General features: G+C 48.1%; 20 protein-coding genes and 4 tRNA genes. 10 read left to right on the top strand and 14 right to left on the bottom strand.

Annotation, left to right across the window (positions count from 1 at the left end; all coding sequences use genetic code 11):
• Window positions 1-58: 58 nt before the first annotated feature.
• The 8 genes from WN56_RS05390 to WN56_RS05355 form a co-directional block, all read right to left on the bottom strand.
• A complete protein-coding gene (locus WN56_RS05390) occupies window positions 59-913 on the bottom strand; it encodes a tagatose bisphosphate family class II aldolase (RefSeq protein WP_046074044.1) in 855 nt (284 codons plus the stop codon).
• 62 nt (window positions 914-975) lie between these two features.
• Window positions 976-2,124 (bottom strand): N-acetylglucosamine-6-phosphate deacetylase, encoded by a 1,149-nt coding sequence (gene nagA, locus WN56_RS05385; protein WP_046074043.1) that lies wholly within the window; start codon window positions 2,122-2,124, stop codon window positions 976-978.
• Window position 2,125: 1 nt separating this feature from the next.
• A complete protein-coding gene (agaF, locus tag WN56_RS05380) occupies window positions 2,126-2,560 on the bottom strand; it encodes a PTS galactosamine/N-acetylgalactosamine transporter subunit IIA (protein WP_046074042.1) in 435 nt (144 codons plus the stop codon).
• Window positions 2,561-2,623: 63 nt separating this feature from the next.
• On the bottom strand, window positions 2,624-3,481 hold the full coding sequence (agaE, locus tag WN56_RS05375) for a PTS N-acetylgalactosamine transporter subunit IID (protein ID WP_046074041.1): 858 nt from the start codon (window positions 3,479-3,481) through the stop codon (window positions 2,624-2,626).
• The gene (gene agaW / locus WN56_RS05370; RefSeq protein ID WP_046074040.1) at window positions 3,471-4,244 is read right to left on the bottom strand and encodes a PTS N-acetylgalactosamine transporter subunit IIC; all 774 of its coding nucleotides are present in this window, start codon (window positions 4,242-4,244) and stop codon (window positions 3,471-3,473) included. Before agaW ends, agaE begins: the two co-directional genes overlap by 11 nt.
• A 24-nt stretch (window positions 4,245-4,268) precedes the next feature.
• Window positions 4,269-4,742, bottom strand: coding sequence for a PTS N-acetylgalactosamine transporter subunit IIB (gene agaV, locus WN56_RS05365; RefSeq protein WP_046074039.1), 474 nt, complete (start codon window positions 4,740-4,742; stop codon window positions 4,269-4,271).
• A gap of 11 nt (window positions 4,743-4,753) precedes the next feature.
• The gene (locus WN56_RS05360) at window positions 4,754-5,935 is read right to left on the bottom strand and encodes an SIS domain-containing protein (RefSeq protein WP_231637411.1); all 1,182 of its coding nucleotides are present in this window, start codon (window positions 5,933-5,935) and stop codon (window positions 4,754-4,756) included.
• Between the two features lie 10 nt (window positions 5,936-5,945).
• Complete coding sequence (locus WN56_RS05355; protein ID WP_046074038.1) at window positions 5,946-7,238, bottom strand: D-tagatose-bisphosphate aldolase, class II, non-catalytic subunit; 1,293 nt, start codon at window positions 7,236-7,238, stop codon at window positions 5,946-5,948.
• A gap of 306 nt (window positions 7,239-7,544) precedes the next feature.
• Between WN56_RS05355 and agaR the strand changes: the two genes are divergently transcribed.
• Window positions 7,545-8,324: a transcriptional repressor AgaR gene (gene agaR, locus WN56_RS05350; protein ID WP_046074037.1), complete on the top strand. Its 780-nt coding sequence runs from the start codon at window positions 7,545-7,547 to the stop codon at window positions 8,322-8,324.
• Window positions 8,325-8,373: 49 nt separating this feature from the next.
• On the opposite strand, the gene tyrS is transcribed toward agaR, so the two are convergent.
• The gene (gene tyrS, locus WN56_RS05345) at window positions 8,374-9,561 is read right to left on the bottom strand and encodes a tyrosine--tRNA ligase (RefSeq protein ID WP_046074036.1); all 1,188 of its coding nucleotides are present in this window, start codon (window positions 9,559-9,561) and stop codon (window positions 8,374-8,376) included.
• A 244-nt stretch (window positions 9,562-9,805) separates the two neighbouring features.
• Here tyrS and WN56_RS05340 point away from each other — a divergent pair, with 244 nt between their 5' ends.
• Window positions 9,806-11,128 carry a peptidoglycan DD-metalloendopeptidase family protein gene (locus WN56_RS05340; RefSeq protein WP_046074035.1) on the top strand — a complete coding sequence of 441 codons (1,323 nt, stop codon included), beginning with the start codon at window positions 9,806-9,808 and terminating at the stop codon, window positions 11,126-11,128.
• 76 nt (window positions 11,129-11,204) lie between these two features.
• On the opposite strand, the gene erpA is transcribed toward WN56_RS05340, so the two are convergent.
• Complete coding sequence (gene erpA, locus WN56_RS05335; protein ID WP_021022145.1) at window positions 11,205-11,546, bottom strand: iron-sulfur cluster insertion protein ErpA; 342 nt, start codon at window positions 11,544-11,546, stop codon at window positions 11,205-11,207.
• Window positions 11,547-11,759: 213 nt separating this feature from the next.
• On the opposite strand from erpA, the gene hemL reads away from it, so the two are divergent.
• Entirely contained in the window at window positions 11,760-13,052 is a 1,293-nt protein-coding gene (gene hemL / locus WN56_RS05330) for a glutamate-1-semialdehyde 2,1-aminomutase (protein ID WP_046074034.1), read from the top strand.
• A 122-nt stretch (window positions 13,053-13,174) separates the two neighbouring features.
• Here the strand turns inward: hemL and glsB are convergent, their stop codons facing one another.
• Window positions 13,175-14,095 (bottom strand): glutaminase B, encoded by a 921-nt coding sequence (gene glsB, locus WN56_RS05325; RefSeq protein WP_046074033.1) that lies wholly within the window; start codon window positions 14,093-14,095, stop codon window positions 13,175-13,177.
• Window positions 14,096-14,183: 88 nt separating this feature from the next.
• On the bottom strand, window positions 14,184-14,900 hold the full coding sequence (gene trmB, locus WN56_RS05320; RefSeq protein ID WP_046074032.1) for a tRNA (guanosine(46)-N7)-methyltransferase TrmB: 717 nt from the start codon (window positions 14,898-14,900) through the stop codon (window positions 14,184-14,186).
• A 201-nt stretch (window positions 14,901-15,101) separates the two neighbouring features.
• On the opposite strand from trmB, the gene mutY reads away from it, so the two are divergent.
• The 7 genes from mutY (at window position 15,102) to WN56_RS05285 (ending at window position 18,191) form a co-directional block, all read left to right on the top strand.
• Window positions 15,102-16,190 (top strand): A/G-specific adenine glycosylase, encoded by a 1,089-nt coding sequence (mutY, locus tag WN56_RS05315; protein ID WP_046074031.1) that lies wholly within the window; start codon window positions 15,102-15,104, stop codon window positions 16,188-16,190.
• A complete protein-coding gene (locus WN56_RS05310) occupies window positions 16,187-16,459 on the top strand; it encodes an oxidative damage protection protein (RefSeq protein ID WP_046074030.1) in 273 nt (90 codons plus the stop codon). Before mutY ends, WN56_RS05310 begins: the two co-directional genes overlap by 4 nt.
• A gap of 99 nt (window positions 16,460-16,558) precedes the next feature.
• On the top strand, window positions 16,559-17,701 hold the full coding sequence (gene mltC, locus WN56_RS05305) for a membrane-bound lytic murein transglycosylase MltC (RefSeq protein ID WP_108743034.1): 1,143 nt from the start codon (window positions 16,559-16,561) through the stop codon (window positions 17,699-17,701).
• A gap of 135 nt (window positions 17,702-17,836) precedes the next feature.
• Window positions 17,837-17,912, top strand: a tRNA-Phe gene (locus tag WN56_RS05300).
• 45 nt (window positions 17,913-17,957) lie between these two features.
• Window positions 17,958-18,033: transfer RNA gene (locus WN56_RS05295), tRNA-Thr, on the top strand.
• Between the two features lie 2 nt (window positions 18,034-18,035).
• A tRNA-Phe gene (locus WN56_RS05290) sits at window positions 18,036-18,111 on the top strand.
• A 4-nt stretch (window positions 18,112-18,115) separates the two neighbouring features.
• Window positions 18,116-18,191, top strand: a tRNA-Asn gene (locus WN56_RS05285).
• A gap of 70 nt (window positions 18,192-18,261) precedes the next feature.
• Here WN56_RS05285 and WN56_RS05280 read toward each other — a convergent pair.
• Complete coding sequence (locus tag WN56_RS05280; RefSeq protein ID WP_046074028.1) at window positions 18,262-19,950, bottom strand: SpoIIE family protein phosphatase; 1,689 nt, start codon at window positions 19,948-19,950, stop codon at window positions 18,262-18,264.
• Window positions 19,951-19,960: 10 nt separating this feature from the next.
• Window positions 19,961-20,260: an STAS domain-containing protein gene (locus tag WN56_RS05275; protein ID WP_046074027.1), complete on the bottom strand. Its 300-nt coding sequence runs from the start codon at window positions 20,258-20,260 to the stop codon at window positions 19,961-19,963.
• Between the last annotated feature and the right edge of the window lie 9 nt (window positions 20,261-20,269).

The raw sequence follows: 20,269 nt of genomic DNA, 5'->3' as shown, positions 1-20,269 counted from the left end.
TATTCATCAATAAAAAAGCCCTCGACAAATACGAGGGCTTCTAACACTGACATTTCAGCTAGATACGATTAGCGCTGCCACACATCTGTATTTTTTTCTCGACAACATGGCGCATTGCATTCATACCTGGAACTAAGTACTGCCTAGGGTCACTCGCGTCTGGGTGCGAGCCAAGATAAACTTTCATCGCATCAGAAAACGCAATTTTCAGCTCTGTGGCAACGTTTACCTTACACACGCCTAGCTCTATACAATGCCTCACATCTTCATCCGAAATACCAGATGCACCATGCAACACAAGAGGAATATCAACGCATTTATGAATCGCTTTTAACCGTTCAAAGTCTAAGTTAGGCTCTGATTTGTATAGACCATGAGCCGTTCCAATAGCAACGGCCAAAGAGTCAATACCTGTTCGTTCTGCAAACTCTCTAGCGGATACAGGATCTGTAAGCTGAGCATCTTTTTCATCAATGACTAAGTCGTCTTCTTGCCCGCCTAATAAACCCAGCTCGGCTTCAACACTCACTCCCAGCTTGTGGCAATACTCTACGACTCTTCTAACTCGAGTGATATTCTCATTAAAAGGATAATGCGAAGCATCTATCATCGCTGAACGAATACCTGCGTTAACCTTCGTTTGAATATCGTCTAAATCTTCATGGTGATCTAAATGCATCACAAGTGGTAACTGATGTTTCCTTGCCGCCGACTGGCAAATTGATATCAAATAGTCGACGCCTGCATGCTTGTATGTACCAGGAGTACCCGCAAGTATGACGGGAGAGCGTAACGCTGCCGCAGTTTCAACAATAACTTGCACCGTTTCAAGATTATGGATATTAAAGGCTGGCACCGCATAACCATTGCGCTGAGCGTCTTTTAGCATTTCATGGGAAGAAATTAGATACATAACTGCTCCTTACAGCCTTAAATGACTGTACGTAAAAATTAATAGACGATTAGCAATCCGCGTTAATTAGGCCAAACCTGCTTACCATTAACCCAGGTCGCACTAACATCAAGACTCTCTGTTAACGACACGAAGCTTGCAGATTTCCCGATTGCAATACTGCCAAGGCGATCTGCAACCCCAAGAAGTTTTGCCGGTGTAATTGTTGCCATATTGATGGCATTTTCGAGAGACTCTCCCACTTCGTTAACCAGGGTACGCACTGCTTGACTAAGCGAGAGAGTGCTCCCCGCCAACCCGCCGCTTTCAGTACGAACAACCCCGTTTTTCATCATCACGGGCATTTCTCCAAGTAGGTATGGGCCGTCAGGCATACCTGCTGCCCGCATAGCATCACTGATCAAAACCAATCGATTTGGTGCACATCGACAACACACTTTCATGACAGCTGGGTGGACATGATGACCATCAGCAATAAGTTCAAGCAAAGCGCTATCGTGGCTTAACCCTGCACCTACGGCACCTGGCTCACGATGGTGAACACCTTTCATTCCATTGAAACAGTGCACAAGTCCATCAGCGCCAGCCTCCAATGCGCTAGATGTCATCTCGTAGTCTGCGGCACTGTGGCCCAACATGACATTTACCCCGCGGGACTTAAGATATTGAATGGCAGTTATTGCTCCCTTTTTTTCAGGTGCCAACGCAACTACTTTTAACGTGTTATTACTAATGTCTATCCAGTGACACAGCTCAGAAACGTCAAGCTCACGAAACAAAGACTCTGGATGAGCACCTTTGTTTTCAGGAGTAAAGTAAGGCCCTTCGAGATAGCCACCTAAAAGCTCCGCCCCATCAACCCCTTGAAAGTATGAATTTGATACTTGTTTAAGCGCCGCTTCTATATCTTCAAATGGCGCAGTCACTGTGGTGGCCAGAAAAGCCCCTACTCCTTGACTAGCCAAATAGGTCGATAGGGTATTCAATGCGTCATGATGGCCGTCCATCACATCAACACCAGCGCCACCGTGAACATGTGTATCGATAAATGCAGGCACCAAACGATCCACATCAAACTGATTGTTACCGATTGCTCCCTCATCACACGCCTTAATCGCGGTAATCACGCCATTAATAGCTGTCACGGTGCTGTTTTCAATCCAACCAAGATCGGTCAGCACCTTCTTGGCTCGTATCGATATTTCGGTCATTCTAGATACCCTCACATGCGCTCGTATCAGCTGCTTTTTTTTGCATCTCATCGGCAAGGCTCGTCATGCCTCTGTGTCCACATATCAGGGCTTGATAGCAAAATTCCTTGGGCGTTAACTCTTCTCTTTCCATCATCATTTCTAGAACTAATTGCAAATTTGCGCCCGTGATAACTTCAATATCAGCTCGAGGTATAGCCAATGTTGATGCCACGCGAAATGGACTTCCGCCCAAGAGATCAGTAATAAAAACCACTCCGTCACCTGAGTCGACCTCGTTAAGAGCCGCTACAAACTGCTGTTCTAGTTGTTGAGTCGTCGAGGAAGCAGGAAAGTCTATTGCGGCTACTTGGGGTTGATTACCCAGCACTTGCAACATCGCTTTTTCCATTCCACTAGCAAAACCGCCATGCCCAGTAATAATCACACCTAACATACTATTTCTTCCTATTCTCAGAGATATAGGGCTAATAAGAGGCCTTATTAGCCCTGTGCTAACTCATAGAAAGCCAGCAAACTTACCGACTACACCCAATATCACTGTCATAACGATTAAACGAATGGGGCTCCAACCTCGCTTGACTAATGCATACATAGCTAAGGTGTACACAAGTGGCAAAAATGCAGGCATTAACTTATCAATAACGCCTTCTTGCACTTTCACAACTGCGTCTCCTGCAGTAATTTCGAGTGTTGTGGAAAGCCTTACATAAGTCGCTACCAAAGCACCGATAACCGTCATGCCCACAATCGAAGCTGCATGACCAACTTTCTTGGTATTCGCTTTTATAAGAGGGATAGCTGCAACGCCCATACGGTAGGCATAATGTGCGAGTCCAAAACGGAGGCCAAAGTGAACGACATTGAACAGACAGAAGAAAACAACCGCCCCCATGATGGAACCTTGTAACGCTAAGTCAGCGCCAATTCCTCCACAAATAGGTAATAGCGTTAACCAGAACATCGCATCACCAATACCACCAAGCGGTGCACCAACGGCAATTTTTGTACTTTGAATACTATTAACATTCTGCTTCGAACGTTCCATGGCAAGCACGATGCCCATGACAAAAGTCACCAAAAATGGGTGGGTATTGAAAAAACCCATATGTCCTTTCATCGCTTTTGATAAATCAGAGCGATTGGTATGGATTTTTTTCAGTGCAGGCAACAAGCCATATAGCCAACCGGACGCTTGCATCCGCTCAAAGTTAAACGAGGCCTGTAACAATAAAGAGCGCCATGCCATTTTATTAATATCTGATTTCGTTAGCTCTGCACCGATGGATTTATCTTGATACTCATCAGTGGTTACGTCTTGCAATTGGCTAGCATCATTTTTTTGATTAGATTCCATCTTCAACATCCTCCGGCTGTACTGCCTGCGCAGGTTCGCTTTTGCGCATAAAATCAATCAAGGCCATAGCGACAGCTGCTGCAGCTATCGCTAACACGGGAAGCTCTAGCCAAGCAGCTCCTACAAACCCCAAAATAAAATACGGAACGTAGGCGTTCTTCATCATTATTTTCATTAGTACGGCAAAACCAATTGCCGGCATAATGCCACCTGCGACTCCTAAGCCATCGATCAATGTTTTAGGCAAAGCCTCTACAGCTACTTTCGCGTGCTCCGCCCCAAAGTAGATAGGCAGAAACGCCCATAGAAAATAGAAAGTGCCGAGTACAGCCAAAGCAAAGTAATTCACATGCTCTATGCCTTTGGTGTCAGCGTTATCTGCCATCTGGTCACACTTAGACATCATTGGTGCCATGGCAGAAAATAAGAAAGTGATCCCCATCTGCACAGCAACAGCAAACGGAACAGCCACTCCCACCGCCACATCAGCATCTACACCTGAAGAGATGGCAAACGTAGCGCCGACGATCGTACCAATAATCACATTGGGTGGCTGAGCGCCTGCCAATGGAGCAAGCCCCATCCAGACCAACTCTAAGGTCCCACCTACCAATATGCCTGTCTGAAGATCTCCAAGGATTAACCCCACGATCGGCCCTAAAACGACAGGCCGGTGGAAGTGTGTTAACCCATTAAACAGATCGAGCCCTGCAAAAAAGGCCAAGATCCCAAGCAACAATGCTTGTAGAAAACCAATATCCATCTTTACATCCTCACTTCTAAACGTTTATAGCAACGTAAAGACATCCGTTGCTGTTTCAGTTGGAACCCCTTGAACCTGACAAGACACACCTAGAGATTTCAGGGCACGTAGACTGTCGATATCACCGTCATCGACAGAAACAGTTTTGTGAATCTGACGTTTTCCTTCGGCATAGTGCATGTTGCCAATATTAAGTTTCTGAATAGGAACACCTCCCTCGATCAAAGTGACAAAGTCAGCAGGAGATTTAGCAACGAGAAGAATTTTCTGCCTATCTGCTGCCTTGCCTATGGTCTCAATCACTTTTTGTAAGGACCAAAAACGGATACCAATTCCCTCAGCCAGTACCATCTCCATTAGACTTTGCTGAATCTGATCATTAGCGACTTCATCATTGGCAACGATAACCAGGTTTGCTCCGGCAAATCCGACCCACTGCACACCGACTTGTCCATGGACAAGTCGCTCATCAACTCGACTTAAAACAATGTTTGGCATAGCGAATATCCTTAGTTCACTCTGTTGATCACATCAGCTTCAAAGGGGTAAATATTAACGCCCTGTACAACGCGGTTTACTTCTCCGCTTGGGCAAGGGTTATCAGGTCCTATCGCCAAATTCACCGAACGAAAGAAGGCATACATCTGTGCAACAAGTAGAAAGGGGAAACAAAGCGCAGCATCGTCAGCATCAAGAGCTTGTGGAACGAGTAAATGCTCTCCTTGTGTAATGCGAGGATCTGGCAAATCCGCGACAGCTATCACTCGGCGAGCTTGCCCATCGTTACGAAGTTCATGCAGCAGGTCTAAGTCATACTGACGTGTATACGTATCGTTAGAGATAAACACCATGACGAGGCTATTACTGTCGATCACAGATTTAGGGCCATGGCGAAATCCAACAGGAGAGTCATAACAAACCGATAGTTTTCCAGCAGTTAGCTCTAGCAACTTAAGTGAGGCCTCTTGAGCAACACCTTGTAAGCTACCACTTCCCAAGTAAATAACCCGTTCACAAGGTTCCATGGCAATTTGAGCAATAATGTCTGATTGCTCTTTCAGTAAAAACTCGCAAGCTTGAGCTACTGATAGGAAGGAATTAGTCGTAAATCGGTTTGGCAGAAAAGCCGACAAACAGGCAAGCATCATACTAGTCAAACTGCTTGTCATCGCAAAACCACGGTCATTGGTTTCTTCAGGCATCAATAGTGCAAACGTTCGCTTGTCATCTAGGCTACGCCGGTATAAATCACCATTCGCATTACATGTCACTACAAGGTGAAAACAGTCTTTAAGTTGATGGCTTGCAAGTTCAACCGCCGCAACGCTTTCAGGACTGCACCCAGAACGAGCAAAGGACACTAATAAAGTGGGACACGGCTCCGCAAAGTATTCGCTTGGATCAGTGACAATGTCTGTTGATGCAATCGCCTCTACACGACGTTGCATTTGACCACTCAAATAGGGAGCCAATGCTTTCCCAGCAAATGCAGATGTCCCTGCCCCCGTTAGCACAATTCTTAAGTCATTTAACCTCAAAATCGGCGCAAGAAAACCATCCAACTGAGTTCGTGATCCCTCTATGCTTGCCAAGGTTTTCATCCAACTCTGTGGTTGTTGGCAAATCTCTTTGGCTGTAGCTTCAGCTCGAATAGCCTGTAATGTTTGTGGGGTATAACCTAGGTACATCATAAACCTCGCTTTATAGCTGATACTCGGAAGCTGCACACGCCTGTGAATACATGGACGTAACTTCCATAATTTTGTCTATAACCAGTTCGTGAGCACGGTTGGCCAGCGTCCCCTCTCGAACATGATGGTATTGGATAGGTAGGTACTGACTGAGCAGCGGTAAAGGAATCTCAATTGATTCAAGGTTGCGCAATAGTATTTCAACGCCTTGCGCTACGCTTGAGTCCGGCCAGTAATAGCGAATGCGATCAGAGTAGCTATAGCTTCTTGCTAAGCGCTGCTCCATTTGGGCACCATGGTAGTAATCTTGCCAGTGATCAGGTTCAGCCTGCATAGCTAGCTCTAACACTTCACGTAGTCCTGAGCATGAGCGAGCTGAAATGATTTCTTCTTCTATACATGAGAGAGCGAATAGAGCTTCACGTAGAGCAAATGTGAGAGCTGGGCCAACTTTTAAAATGGCAAAATGATCCGCTACCAGCTGACGGTATGCGCTCGCCGTTTGATAATCTGTGGAATGAGCCTCAAACACCAAATTCTCATAGCCCTCAATCCATCGACTTAGCGCCCTTGCTTTCTCCGGTTGATAGTCGATGACACCACCGTTATCGAACTCAACACCAGGTTGGACAACAAGCCCTATGACCCGAGAACAAAGATCTGATAACTGGAGTTTTTCAAAAGCAGCCCAATGCGCTTGAAGTGTTTTTTCAGCAGCCGATGAGGTGGTAATGACAAGTTCATTTAACGTGTCATTTGCTCCCCCTGGTACAGGAACTTCAGTCCCAATCACGTACAAAAGATCACTCTCGCCAAACTGTTCTTGGCAGGTTCTCTCTGCCACCATGGCTAACCTAGCCGCCCTTTGTGCGACAATATCATCGGACAAAGGAACGGGATCGCCAGCGCAAGACATGCTGCAATCAAGATGAATTTTCTTAAATCCGGCAGAGACATAGTCCGCTATTAGGATTTCAGCTTTCTCCATCGCGACAGTGGCTGTTTCTTTCTGCCAACGATTGGGGCCAAGGTGATCCCCGCCAAGAACTATGTACTTGCTTGGAAAGCCATGCTCTCGTGCTATGTCATAAACAAACTGTTTAAAATCCTCTGGTGTCATGCCTGTATAGCCACCATATTGATCAACTTGGTTTGACGTTGCTTCAATAACCAATAAGCTCCCATCTTTTTTCGATTGGCGAATCGCCGCTTCAATTACAAATGGATGGGCAGAGCAAACAGAATAGACCCCCACGTTTTGCCCTCTTTGATGTGCATTGACAACACAACGCAACATTTCCATAAATCCCCCAGCAGAAAACCACAACCATAAACTTTCATTACCTTTCGATGTCAGATTATACCCACTCACCAAAAAATAAACAAAAAGAAAACGAAAGATTGAGGTAGTTCACAAATAAAAACCGAAAGGAAAGAAAAACAAACAAAGAGGCATAAAAAAATAGGCAATACGCTTCCTATGCAGCTTATGAGACTTACTCATGGGTAAAATGAAAGATATAGAAAGGAAACAAAAGGAACGTCACTTTTAATTTAAAGCACAACTTTCTATAATCGCTCTCAGTAAGCACAAGAGGCGGATACTTTAATGAAGAGTACAAGTGAGAGGCGTGAACAGACGCTTGCTATGATAAGAAAGCAAGGCAGTGTACAGGTTACTGACTTAGCAAAGTGGTTTGACGTGTCGACCGTGACAATACGTAATGATCTCGCTTTTCTTGAAAAACAAGGAATCATAACTAGAGCATATGGTGGTGCTTTTTTAAACGAGAGCAATACAGCTTATCCAGAGCATTCGTTCGAGGATAAAAGCCAACTGAATCCCAGCGTCAAGTCACAAATAGGCAAAGCGGCAGCAGAGCTCATCTGTGATGGAGACACCATAATTTTGGACTCAGGCACGACAACAAATTACATCGCAAACTGTATGTCTGACCTCAAAGACGTCATTGCTATGACGAATGGACTCAACATTGCTAATACGCTGATGCCAGCTCAAGGGGTCGAAGTGATTATGTTAGGTGGGCATCTTCGCAGGAAATCAATGTCTTTCTATGGTAGCCAGGCAGAGAAAACGCTAGAAAGCTATCACTTTAATAAACTATTTCTAGGAGTAGATGGGTTTGATCTCGCAAAAGGGATTACGACACATAACGAATACGAAGCACAACTAAACCGACGCATGTGTGACGTTGCTGATGAAATCATTGTTGTCACCGATTCAAGTAAATTTGGTCGGATTAGCTTGCACAAAATTCTAGAGCCGGGAAAAGTGAGTAAAGTGATCACCGATCAAGCCATTCCTGAATTTTATCTTGAAGGGCTCCAACAGGCAGGGATTGACGTGATTCTAATCAATGTTGACTAACCGCGCCAAAAAAGGAGGCAGAGCCTCCTTTCTTATTAGCAATAAAACCTTAACCTAGCGTCACCCGAGCAAACTTGCGTTTACCCACTTGGTAAACGGCTTCACCCGCGGCAGGCACTAACTTGGTATCTTCGACTTTTTCGCCATCAATTTTCACCGCGCCTTGGCGAACCATACGCAGCGCATCCGAGGTGGAGTTAACCAACCCCGCTTCTTTTAATAGGTTAGCAATCGCCATACCTTGCTCGAAGGTGAAGCTTGGCATTTCATCCGGCATCGCGCCTTTTTGGAAGCGATTGACGAACGTTTGCTCAGCGGCATCGGCGTCGGCTTCGGAGTGGAAACGCGCGATGATTTCTTTGGCTAGCAGGATCTTAATATCACGTGGGTTTTTACCCGCTTGTACGTCCTGCTTAAATTGGACGATTTCCTCGAGGGGACGGAAAGACAGCAGCTCATAGTAATCCCACATCAGATCGTCAGAAATCGACATGATTTTACCGAACATATCATCCGGGCGTTCGCTCACACCAATGTAGTTGTGTGCTGACTTCGACATCTTTTTAACGCCATCTAACCCAACCAGCAGTGGCATGGTCATCACCACTTGCGGCTTCTGTCCTGCTTGCTTTTGTAGCTCACGCCCCATCAGCAAATTGAACTTTTGGTCAGTGCCGCCCAGCTCAACGTCAGCTTCCAGTGCCACCGAATCGTGCCCTTGAAGCAGTGGGTAGATAAACTCATGGATAGCAATGGCTTGGTTGCTGGTATAACGCTTTTTAAAGTCATCACGCTCAAGCATGCGAGCCACGGTCGAGCTTGCCGCCAAACGGATCATGCCATCTGTGCCCAGCTCCCCTAGCCATTTCGAGTTGAATTCGATACGCGTTTTCGCCGGATCCAGAATTTTGAACACCTGCTCTTTATAGGTCTCTGCATTTTGCAGCACCTGTTCACGTGTCAATGGTGGACGGGTAGTATTTTTACCACTTGGGTCACCCACCATACCGGTATAATCACCAATCAAGAAGATCACTTCGTGGCCAAGCGCTTGAAAAGCTCGCAGCTTATTAAGGATCACTGTGTGACCCAGGTGGATATCGGGTGCGGTGGGGTCCGCGCCAAGTTTGATGCGAAGAGGACGATCCTCTTTCAGCTTTGCCACCAGCTCGTCTTCCGGGATTACTTCATCTACGCCACGTTTTAGTTCTGCTAGCGCAGCTTCCAGGCTCGCCATAGTCTCTTGCTCCTACCCAATAGGCAAAAATGTGATAAACCGACATACTACTCGAATAGCGACAGTTTTTGAAACCAGTTAAACTGATAGAGTGTGTACAGGGTGCGCGCAGCGGCTGCCGTCAAAAGATGTTTGTGGTCTTTGTGTCAGCCGTGTCAAATCTACTTCAGGGCATCATCCCCAATAAAACCGATTGGGTGTCTGACTGTCATAACTTTATTCGTAGTGATTCAACATAGTCTTCATGCCGTTAAATAAACTCGCAGCCTTACCTAAGTTACATAAACTCGTTATCGGTGCATTGAGCGCATTCATTGTCTTATTAATCTTGGTACCAGACGGCGCCGATACGCCGCGCCCTAAACCTAATTTCGAACCGGGTAAACATTACCCGTTACCAGTTAAAGCTGTCTCATTACTGCCTCCCAAAGATGAGATGCCCGCGCAGTTTAAGCGCAATATCAACTGGCAAACCTATGAAGTGCAGCCTGGCGAGAGCATGGCGCTACTGTTCAGCCGTGCGGGATTAAGCCCAACGACCCTTTATCGCCTTGTGAATGCCGACGAAAGAACGCAAACCCTCGCTTACTTAAATCCAGGCGATGAAGTACGCCTAGGGGTAGACGATGACGGCGAACTGGTGCAGCTCATTCAGCCTCGAGGCAGTAATGAAACGCTGATCGTCAACAAAATTGATGATAGCTATCAATCACGTATTGAAACCAAGCACGTGGATACGCAGCTAAACTTTGCGCGCGCGACCATCAAGTCAAACTTCTGGCAAGCAGCCTCGGATGCTGGATTAAACCCAAATCAGATCATGCAATTGGCGGGGATCTTTGGTTGGGATGTGGATTTTGCCCTTGATATTCGCAATGGTGATAGCTTCTCCGTGTTGTATGAAGAAGAGTTTGTGGAAGGGGAGCATATTGGCAGTGGTAATATCCTCGCCGCGACCTTCACTAACCGAGGAGATACCTTTACGGCAGTACGCGCAAAAAATGGTAAGTACTACACGCCGAGTGGTAAAGCGATGAAAAAAGCGTTTTTACGCTCACCGGTTAACTTCCGCTATGTTAGCTCAAACTTCAACCCACGTCGTTTGCACCCGGTCACTGGTCGTGTAAAGCCTCACCGTGGTACCGACTATGTTGCGCCAGTGGGTACCCCCATTAAAGCAGCTGGGGACGGCGTGGTGATGAAAGCCTCGTATAACCGCTTCAACGGCAACTATGTGTTTATCCGCCACAGCTCGACCTATATCACCAAATATTTGCACCTGACCAAGCGTAAAGTGAAAACCGGCCAGCGAGTCAAACAAGGGGATATCATTGGTACGCTAGGCTCAACAGGGCGCGTGACGGGCGCACACTTGCACTATGAGTTTCTCGTCCATGGGGTACACAAAAACCCGCGGACGGTAAAGCTGCCTGAGGCGAAGTCGTTGCAAGGCGAACAGAAAAAGGCGTTTGTGCGACTGGCCGAATCGCGGATGGCTCAGCTAAGTAAGTTTAATCAGTTACTGGCCACCGTGGGCAGCTTGAATCATTACAACCGAGGTGGCTAATCGCCTTGGCGCATAAAAAACGGCGCTCAAAGGCGCCGTTTTTTATCTCAAAAAGCTGAACGTCGCCATAAAAAGGTTAGACGCTAAACGATGCACCACAGCCACAGGTGGTCGTGGCATTGGGGTTATCAATGAAAAAGCGCGATCCTTCAAGGCCCTCGGTGTAGTCGACCTTACCGCCCATCAGGTACTGTAAGCTCATAGGATCAACCACCAGCATCACGCCGCTTTTTTCGATCTCCATATCCCCTTCATTGACGTTTTCATCGAAGGTAAAACCATATTGGAAGCCGCTACAGCCACCACCGGTGATATAGACGCGCAACTTCAGGTTGGGGTTTTCTTCTTCCTGAATCAGCGTCTTTACCTTGGTTGCCGCGGCCTCAGAAAACTCTAACGGCAAAGGTGCTTCGCTCATTGTTACCTCACATGCTCTTTGTGCTAAGTATGGGATTATCTAATACCTGAGTAAAGTGTTCAAGTATTGCGCGTTTGATCGCAACTGTGATCAGTACGTATTAATTGCCAATCTTGTCTTAACGAAATCATACTCTACCTCGCCAGTGTTCCGTATCTTTGGTTAAAATACGCCAACGCAATTTAGGCCAAGCCTTACCAAACAGGATATGTCATGACCAAATCAGCACAACTTTTTCAACAAGCTAGACGCACCATTCCCGGTGGCGTGAATTCTCCCGTGCGTGCTTTTGCCGGTGTCGGCGGCGACCCTGTCTTCATGGAGCGTGCTGACGGCGCGTATATTTTTGATGCCGACGGCAAAGCCTATATCGATTTTGTCGGCTCATGGGGCCCGATGATCTTAGGCCATAATCACAGTGCTATCCGCGAAGCCGTGGTGGATGCCGCACAGCGTGGCCTCAGCTTTGGTGCGCCAACCGAGAGTGAAACAACCTTGTCGGAGCTGGTTGCAGAGCTAGTGCCTTCGATGGAAATGGTACGCATGGTGAACTCAGGCACTGAGGCGACCATGAGCGCTATTCGTCTTGCGCGCGGATTTACCAAACGCGATAAGTTCATTAAATTTGAGGGCAACTATCACGGCCATGGCGATTGCTTGCTGGTCAAAGCGGGCTCTGGTGCCCTCACCCTCGGTGAGCCCAACTCGCCAGGAGTGCCGGCCGACTTTGCCAAGCACACACTGACCTGCACCTATAACGATCTTGAGTCGGTACGCCACACATTCGAAACTTACCCTGAAGATGTTGCCTGTATCATTGTTGAGCCGGTATCGGGCAATATGAACTGTGTGCCGCCGCAACCGGGTTTCTTACAAGGCCTGCGCGAGCTGTGCGATGAGTTCGGTGCCTTACTGATTTTTGATGAAGTCATGACTGGCTTCCGCGTGGCATTAGGTGGCGCACAAGCTTACTACGACGTAAAACCTGACTTAACCACACTGGGTAAAATTGTCGGTGGTGGTATGCCGGTGGGTGCCTTTGGCGGACGTCGTGAAGTGATGGAATACTTGGCACCGACAGGTCCGGTATACCAAGCGGGAACACTGGCGGGGAACCCCGTCGCCATGGCGGCCGGGCACGCCTGTTTGTCTGAGCTACGTCAGCCAGGTAACCACGATTACTTGACCCATGTTACCAATCAGCTCGCAGAAGGGTTTAAGTCCTTGGCTGACAAACACGGTATTGCGCTGACCACCAACCAAGCAGGCGCGATGTTTGGCTTCTTCTTCACCGAGCAAGAGACCGTCACCTGCTTTAAAGATGTGCAACAGTGTGACACCGAGCGCTTCAAGCGTTTCTTCCACTTAATGCTCGAGCAAGGGGTCTACTTGGCACCTTCCGCGTTTGAGGCCTGCTTTACCTGCTTAGCTCACGGTCAAAAAGAAGTGGACGCTACGCTCGCCGCGGCTGATCACGCTTTCGCGACATTGGCGGCTGACGCGTAAACCCATTACGACATCAGCGCGTATTTGCCCAGTAAAAAGGCCCCGCAGCATGCTGCGAGGCCTTTATAGGTTAAAGCGGGGTGAATATTGCCCTTATGATCGGCACAACAATCGGAGACACATTAGAATATCGAGCGACCAATTCTCGCCGACAATAGCTCCAACGCGGCCGTCCCTGCCAGTGAATTACCAGAAGGGTCTAGCTCCGGCGACCAGACGGCAATCGACATCTCGCCAGGTACAATGGCAATAATGCCTCCCCCCACGCCAGACTTACCCGGCATGCCTACGCGATAAGCAAATTCACCCGCACCATCATACAAGCCACAAGTGGCCAATAAGGCATTCATCTGTTTACTTTGTGTAGGACTTAAAATCGCGGTGCTGTCAGACAGCGGTGTCCCTTTATTGGCCAGATAAAAGAACGCCTTCGCTAAATCGACACAGCTCATCTCTAACGCGCAGTAATGAAAGTAGTTGGTTAATACCGGTACCACATCGTTATCAAAGTTACCAAACGCGCGCATCAGGTACGCAATCGCCGCGTTTCTGTCACTGTGCAGCATTTCTGAATCCGCCACCCCTTTGTCATAACACAGATGCGGGTTGTCAGCGAGATGGCGAACAAACTCTAGCATACGTTGGCGCGGCGCAGATTGGCGCGTGTGTAGCATATCGCTGACCACCAAGGCACCGGCGTTAATAAAGGGATTACGTGGGATCCCTTGCTCCATCTCAAGCTGAATTAACGAGTTAAACGCTTGTCCCGAGGGCTCTTTGCCCACACGCGTCCAGATCTCCTCGGCTTGATAGTTTTGCATCGCCAGTGTCAGGCTCAACACCTTGGAGATCGATTGAATAGAGAATGCCTCATCCGCATCACCGGCACGGATCACATCGCCATCGTTATAACACACAGCGATACCGAGCTTGTGATTAGCCACATCCGCTAATGCCGGAATATAGTCAGCCACCTTGCCTTGTCCAATTAATGGCCGAACATCAACAAGAATTTGCTCGAGTAATTGCGCACTGGGTTTCACCGGCAGGATCCTTCTACAACATAGGACAAAAAAGCCAACGCTAGGTTGGCTTTAAGCGTGTCTGTGACACCGAATCACACGCGCGTTTTTATGCGGTGCGCGTATATTTGATATCCCAAACACCGTGGCCAAGACGCTGCCCACGCTGCTCAAATTTAGTGAGAGGACGATCGTCAGGGCGTGGTACATAAAGCCCCTCTTGCGCCACGTTCTGATAGTGAGGCGCGGCTTCCATCACGTCAATCATATGTTCGGCATAGTTTTCCCAGTCGGTCGCCATATGAAAAACGCCGCCCACTTTCAATTTGTCGCGTACCATTTCTGCAAATGGCAATTGGACAATGCGGCGCTTATGGTGACGTTTTTTATGCCAAGGGTCAGGGAAAAACAGCTGAACCGTGTCGAGGCTGTCTTTCGGCAACATTTGCTCAAACACCTCCACCGCATCATGACACATCACACGTAGATTGCTAACGCCCGCTTCGCGCGCGGCCATCAAACAAGCACCCACGCCTGGGGTGTGGACTTCAATACCCACAAAGTTTTTCTCAGGCGCATTTTTAGCCATCTCCACCAAGGATGCGCCCATACCAAAACCGATTTCCAGCACCACTGGGTTATCGTTGCCAAACACCTGCTGCCAATCCAGTTCGGTTGCCTCGAAGTCAATGCCCATGGTCGGCCAAGACTCGTTGAGCGCTTGCTCTTGGCCTTTGGTTAAACGGCCTTCGCGACGCACAAAGCTGCGTACTTTACGAATAACTTTGCCATCCTCGGTCAGTTCGGTTTTAGTGACTTCAGTCATGATTGAGTGCCTGTGATGCAGTGTTAGTGATGGTGGTGAAAAAGACCATCGATTGTTGGAAATCTAAACGGACTGCGCATTATGCAAAGTTTTCGCCATTGCGCAAGTTGGCAGCACGGATCCTATTAGTGCGCCCTCGGGTTAGTGTACCCTGTGACCTGCCTTTGTGCACGTGTGAGCAAAACAATAAGAGAGAGCACAGTGAGTCAATCTTTTTCCGACGCCATTTTAAACTGGTACGAGCAATATGGCCGTAAAACCCTGCCTTGGCAGCAAAACAAAACCCCGTATAAGGTCTGGCTCAGCGAGATCATGCTGCAGCAAACCCAAGTGAGCACGGTGATCCCATACTTTGAGCGCTTTATGACGCGCTTTCCAACAGTCACCGATTTAGCGAATGCCGAACAAGACGAAGTGTTGCACCTATGGACAGGACTTGGCTATTACGCCCGCGCGCGCAACCTACACAAAGCGGCACAAGTGATCGCCCGCGAACACAACGGCGTGTTTCCTACCACGCTTGAGCAAGTCATGGCGCTACCTGGTGTCGGACGCTCAACTGCCGGCGCGGTACTATCATTATCGCTTAATCAGCCCCACCCTATTTTGGATGGCAACGTCAAACGCACCTTGGCACGCTGCTATGCCATCGAGGGGTGGCCGGGAAAAAAGCCGGTAGAAAACAAGCTTTGGGACATCGCTGAAGCACTCACGCCCGCCACAGATACCGATAAATACAACCAAGCGATGATGGATATGGGTGCCATGGTCTGTACCCGCAGCAAGCCTAAGTGCGAACTTTGCCCAGTCGCAGAGCGCTGTGAAGCGCGCGCACAAGGTCGTCAGCTTGATTTTCCCGGTAAAAAGCCCAAAAAGACTCTGCCCGTAAAGCAAGTCAGCTTTTTACTCATTCAATACCAAGACGATATCTGGTTAGAGCAGCGTCCGCCCAGTGGGCTATGGGGTGGGCTATGGTGCTTACCGGAAGCATCAGAGCATACACTTGATGCCGACATTACCGACAAGCTGCAGGGGATCAAACCGACTCACACTGAGGTGCTCACCGCGTTTAGACACACGTTTAGCCACTTTCACCTCGATATTGTCCCCGTCAAGGTGCGTGTTAATGAACGGCCGCAAATCATCATGGAAGCGAACCAAGGGCTTTGGTATAACTTGTCGCAACCAGCAAAAGTTGGGTTAGCGGCACCAGTGAAAAAGCTGTTAACCTTAGTAGAACACGAGCGCCAACAACATCTCACAGGCGATGACAAGGAGCCTAGATTATGAGCCGTACCGTATTTTGCCAACGTCTACAAAAAGAAGCCGACGGGCTAGATTTCCAGCTTTATCCCGGCGAGCTCGGCAAACGCATTTATGACAACATTTCCAAAGAAGCCTGGGCTGAGTGGCAGAAAAAGCAGACCATGCTCATTAACGAGAAAAAACTCAACATGATGGATCCTGAGCACCGTAAGGTGATCGAAGAAGAAATGGTGAAGTTTCTATTCGAAGGCCAAGATGTGCATATCGACGGTTATGTGCCACCCGAGGCCTAATTAACGCGGCCCCGTCCACACTCGGGCATTGCCAAGGCTACAAAGCACCCGCATTGTGTTAATCTCAGTGCGGGTGTTTTTTATACTAATGCAATAACGATGACGCGAATACTTTGCTTGTTGGTGTGCTGTTTTAGCACCTTGCTGTCCGGTTGTAGCCGCGAAAGCGTAGAAAAATACGTAGGCGTGGATTATCAAACCACCAATCGGTTTGCTAAAAATCTAGCGCCTATCCCCGGCCAGTTCGAAAAAGACATCGACGCCCTGAATCAACTGATTAGCCAGTTCACCGGCAACATTGAGGTGCGCTGGGGCGAAAACCAAGTGTTCGTGTCAGGCAAACGGGATTACGTCAAATACACGGACAATTACAAAAGTCGGGCGCGCATTGATTTTGAACGCGGTGTTATCCGCGTGGAAACCGTCGCCACTGATGCACCGAAGTCTCACCTCAAACAAGCCATCGTCACCACCTTACTCACGCCCCGAGATCCGGCTTCCGTCGATCTGTATTCTGCGGCGAAAGTGCCACTCAATGGACGCCCATTTCTCGAAGGACAAGTGGTGGATCATGAAGGAAAAACGATTACTTGGGAGTGGCGCGCCAATCGCTTTGCTAACTACCTAATTGACAAGCGGTTAAAAAAGAAAAAAGTGCGTTTTCAAAACATGTATTACGTCACCATTCCCATGGTGAACGATCATGTTGCCAAGCGCAGTTATCAATATGCCGATATCGTCCGCCGTGCATCCAAGCGTTACGGCATCTCTGAAAAACTGATTTATGCGATCATCAAAACCGAAAGCAGTTTTAATCCTTATGCAGTGAGTTGGGCCAATGCGTATGGATTAATGCAGGTGGTTCCCAAAACGGCTGGCCGCGATGTATTCAAGCTGGTAAAGAAGCGTAGTGGTCAACCTACGCCTAAGTATCTTTTTGATCCTGAGCGAAATATTGATACAGGCACTGCCTATTTTTACATTCTTAAAAACCGCTATCTTAAAGCCGTGCGCGATCCACTCTCTCTGCACTACAGCATGATCTCCGCTTATAACGGCGGAACAGGGAATGTCCTGCGCACGTTTGACAGCAATAGACGCCGAGCCATGCAGGATTTAAACAAGCTGCGCCCGAATCAAGTCTATTGGGCATTGACTCACCGCCACCCCTCTTCGGAGTCTCGGCGCTACTTGCAAAAGGTCACACGCTATCAAAAAGCGTTTTCTAAACTCCCCCAATAAAGGGTGGTGAGCGCCGATTTTTGCTTGTTTTTATCGCACTTCGCTGGGTTTTTATCCAAACAATGCGATATCAGCACTTTTTTCAAAAAAACAGTTGACGGTGACACGGAAAATCCGTTTAATAGCGCCCCGTTAGCCCGGATAGCTCAGTCGGTAGAGCAGGGGATTGAAAATCCCCGTGTCGGTGGTTCGATTCCGCCTCCGGGCACCATATAATGAAATAATGGTGTGACACACAGTATTTCGCGATTTGTGTGCCGGCTTAGCTCAGTTGGTAGAGCAACTGACTTGTAATCAGTAGGTCGCCAGTTCGACTCCGGCAGCCGGCACCATTGCCTCGATAGCTCAGTTGGTAGAGCAGGGGATTGAAAATCCCCGTGTCGGTGGTTCGATTCCGCCTCGAGGCACCATTATTCCCCCATAGTTCAGTTGGTAGAACGGCGGACTGTTAATCCGTATGTCACTGGTTCGAGTCCAGTTGGGGGAGCCACCTTTAAAGAAGCGCTAGCCGAAAGGTTAGCGTTTTTTTTGTTTGGCTTGTGTGGCTATCGTCAACTATGTCACTCATTCATCTGTAATTTGAATACCACATCGACTTGACGCCCCTCATCACTGTAAATGACTTCCTCACAGATTGATTGCACCAGAGTAATCCCTCGACCGGAAAGGCTATCTGCATCATGATTTTTATCATGTAAGTGCCACTGATAGTCGAACCCGTCTCCCGTGTGTGACAAACGCATGTTTAAGAAGCCTTCTACAGGTTGATAAACCAAATCAAGTTTAATGGCATAATCCCCGCTCAACGCGTTGAGCTTGGCTTGCCGCTCGCTAAAGTAATGCAGTAGGCCATCCACATCGTCTTTACTCACCGACTGCATGCCTAAAATGCCATAGTCCAGCGCATTGGTGATAAGCTCTGACGCCACGGTACAAATCAAATCTAAGTCAGTACTCTCGCCGACCATCCCTTTTACACGGCCGCGCAAGTCCCTAACAATATCCGCTTCTTTTAGCAAAGCCGTATCAAACACGATGTGAGTTGTTGAAGGGACGACCGAATAAGTCGCGCTCTTTTCAGGAAGCAGCTCACGAGGAGGGGCTATCAGCGGGAAGGTCAGCTCGAGCATAGACACATCATCCGTGACACCATTGTCACCGGCAAAGGCAGTTAAGGTACGCTTGGTTTGTGCTATCAAGCTGCCTTGACAGCCACTTAGGGTCCGAATCAGCCCAACTTCGCCCAACTGCTTACCTGCGCTATTACGTGCTTCTGTCACGCCATCGGTAGCAAAAAACAAGCGTTGGCCCGGCTGAAGCGCTAATCGAGTGATAGTGGCATCAAACTGCCCTTTTGCTTGTGCGCCTAATGCCATATGCCGACCTTGATATGCGGCGAGTACTTGCCCGTGTTTATCCAGACAATACGCATCGGGTAGCCCGCCACTCCAAACGTTAACCGTCAGGCCATCTGGCATCACCTCCACCAACGCGCCGGCAAGTAAGGTGCCAACTGGCATAAAAGTACAGATATGCTCATTTATTTCAATGGCCATATCACCCACAGGCAACCCTCGTTTTGCCGTGGCGATAAAAGTTTTAACCGCAGGAATAGTACTGATAGCGGCGGGTAGGCCATGCCCAGTGGCATCCGCAATCATAATATAGAGTCCACCAAATGGTCGGCGGAGAACCATGGTCACATCACCATTAAAAAGGCTAAATGCGCCTGAGAACGTCTCGACACCCGGCACGCCATCAACATTGAACGACATCAAGCGTTCAAATATCTGGCTAGCCATGGCATGTTCGTAAACGGTGGTTTCTTGGAATTGCTTGAGTTGGTCGCGTTGGTGACTAACTTCTCGGAATAAGCGAACATGGCGCAAATGCGTGCGCACCTTGGCGATCAGCACGGCGGTGTCAACGGGTTTGCTGACAAAGTCATCCCCTGCTTTTAAGCAGTTAGCAAAGATATCAGGATCACTCACCCCGGTAAGGAACACAATCGGCAGCAATTTTTGCGGATAGCGATTCCTTATCTCTTGCGCCATGTCAAAGCCATTGAGCTTGGGCATATTCACATCTGAAATGATGAGATCAGGAAACATTCCAGGATCAATATTCTCGAGGAGCGATAACGCTTCTTGGCCATTCATCGCCATACTGATATTGTCTGTTTCGCTCTTTAATGCCGCGGCAATATAATGTACTAATGCCGGTTCATCATCCACTACCAAGACGTTCATAGGCGCTTACTCACTCAATGTGGAATTTCTTTTCAAACTTGGCAATCAATAGCACCCGTTTTATCGCATCAGAGCAATTGACCAGCTTGATCGCACCATTAGGCTTATCGAGATAATCTTGCATATTGAGCAATATCCCCAGTCCCGCACTGTCCATATAAGTCGCTTCCCGTAAATCGACGATCACGTCCTTCCCTTTAAGATCCACATAGGCGTTACGCACTTCCTGAACCAAAGCGAAGTTAAACTCGCCCTTTACATGCAGAACGGCTTGTTTTTCATCACTCGATATGTCGCGTTTGATATTCATGAAGCATCC

The sequence above is a fragment of the Salinivibrio sp. KP-1 genome (assembly GCF_000968645.1).
Lineage (GTDB): Bacteria > Pseudomonadota > Gammaproteobacteria > Enterobacterales > Vibrionaceae > Salinivibrio > Salinivibrio siamensis.
This window is presented reverse-complemented; position numbering and strand designations above follow the sequence as displayed.

Excerpts from the sequence above, each read along its gene's own strand:
- erpA (WP_021022145.1), bottom strand. The coding sequence starts at position 11,546 with ATGAGCGAAGCACCTTTGCCGTTAGAGTTTTCTGAGGCCGCGGCAACC.
- tyrS (WP_046074036.1), bottom strand. The coding sequence starts at position 9,561 with ATGGCGAGCCTGGAAGCTGCGCTAGCAGAACTAAAACGTGGCGTAGAT.
- agaW (WP_046074040.1), bottom strand. The coding sequence starts at position 4,244 with ATGGATATTGGTTTTCTACAAGCATTGTTGCTTGGGATCTTGGCCTTT.
- hemL (WP_046074034.1), top strand. The coding sequence starts at position 11,760 with ATGACCAAATCAGCACAACTTTTTCAACAAGCTAGACGCACCATTCCC.
- WN56_RS05390 (WP_046074044.1), bottom strand. The coding sequence starts at position 913 with ATGTATCTAATTTCTTCCCATGAAATGCTAAAAGACGCTCAGCGCAAT.
- mltC (WP_108743034.1), top strand. The coding sequence starts at position 16,559 with ATGACGCGAATACTTTGCTTGTTGGTGTGCTGTTTTAGCACCTTGCTG.
- agaF (WP_046074042.1), bottom strand. The coding sequence starts at position 2,560 with ATGTTAGGTGTGATTATTACTGGGCATGGCGGTTTTGCTAGTGGAATG.
- agaE (WP_046074041.1), bottom strand. The coding sequence starts at position 3,481 with ATGGAATCTAATCAAAAAAATGATGCTAGCCAATTGCAAGACGTAACC.
- WN56_RS05275 (WP_046074027.1), bottom strand. The coding sequence starts at position 20,260 with ATGAATATCAAACGCGACATATCGAGTGATGAAAAACAAGCCGTTCTG.
- agaR (WP_046074037.1), top strand. The coding sequence starts at position 7,545 with ATGAAGAGTACAAGTGAGAGGCGTGAACAGACGCTTGCTATGATAAGA.
- WN56_RS05340 (WP_046074035.1), top strand. The coding sequence starts at position 9,806 with ATGCCGTTAAATAAACTCGCAGCCTTACCTAAGTTACATAAACTCGTT.
- WN56_RS05310 (WP_046074030.1), top strand. The coding sequence starts at position 16,187 with ATGAGCCGTACCGTATTTTGCCAACGTCTACAAAAAGAAGCCGACGGG.
- nagA (WP_046074043.1), bottom strand. The coding sequence starts at position 2,124 with ATGACCGAAATATCGATACGAGCCAAGAAGGTGCTGACCGATCTTGGT.
- WN56_RS05280 (WP_046074028.1), bottom strand. The coding sequence starts at position 19,950 with ATGAACGTCTTGGTAGTGGATGATGAACCGGCATTAGTACATTATATT.
- agaV (WP_046074039.1), bottom strand. The coding sequence starts at position 4,742 with ATGCCAAACATTGTTTTAAGTCGAGTTGATGAGCGACTTGTCCATGGA.
- WN56_RS05355 (WP_046074038.1), bottom strand. The coding sequence starts at position 7,238 with ATGGAAATGTTGCGTTGTGTTGTCAATGCACATCAAAGAGGGCAAAAC.
- WN56_RS05360 (WP_231637411.1), bottom strand. The coding sequence starts at position 5,935 with ATGATGTACCTAGGTTATACCCCACAAACATTACAGGCTATTCGAGCT.
- trmB (WP_046074032.1), bottom strand. The coding sequence starts at position 14,900 with ATGACTGAAGTCACTAAAACCGAACTGACCGAGGATGGCAAAGTTATT.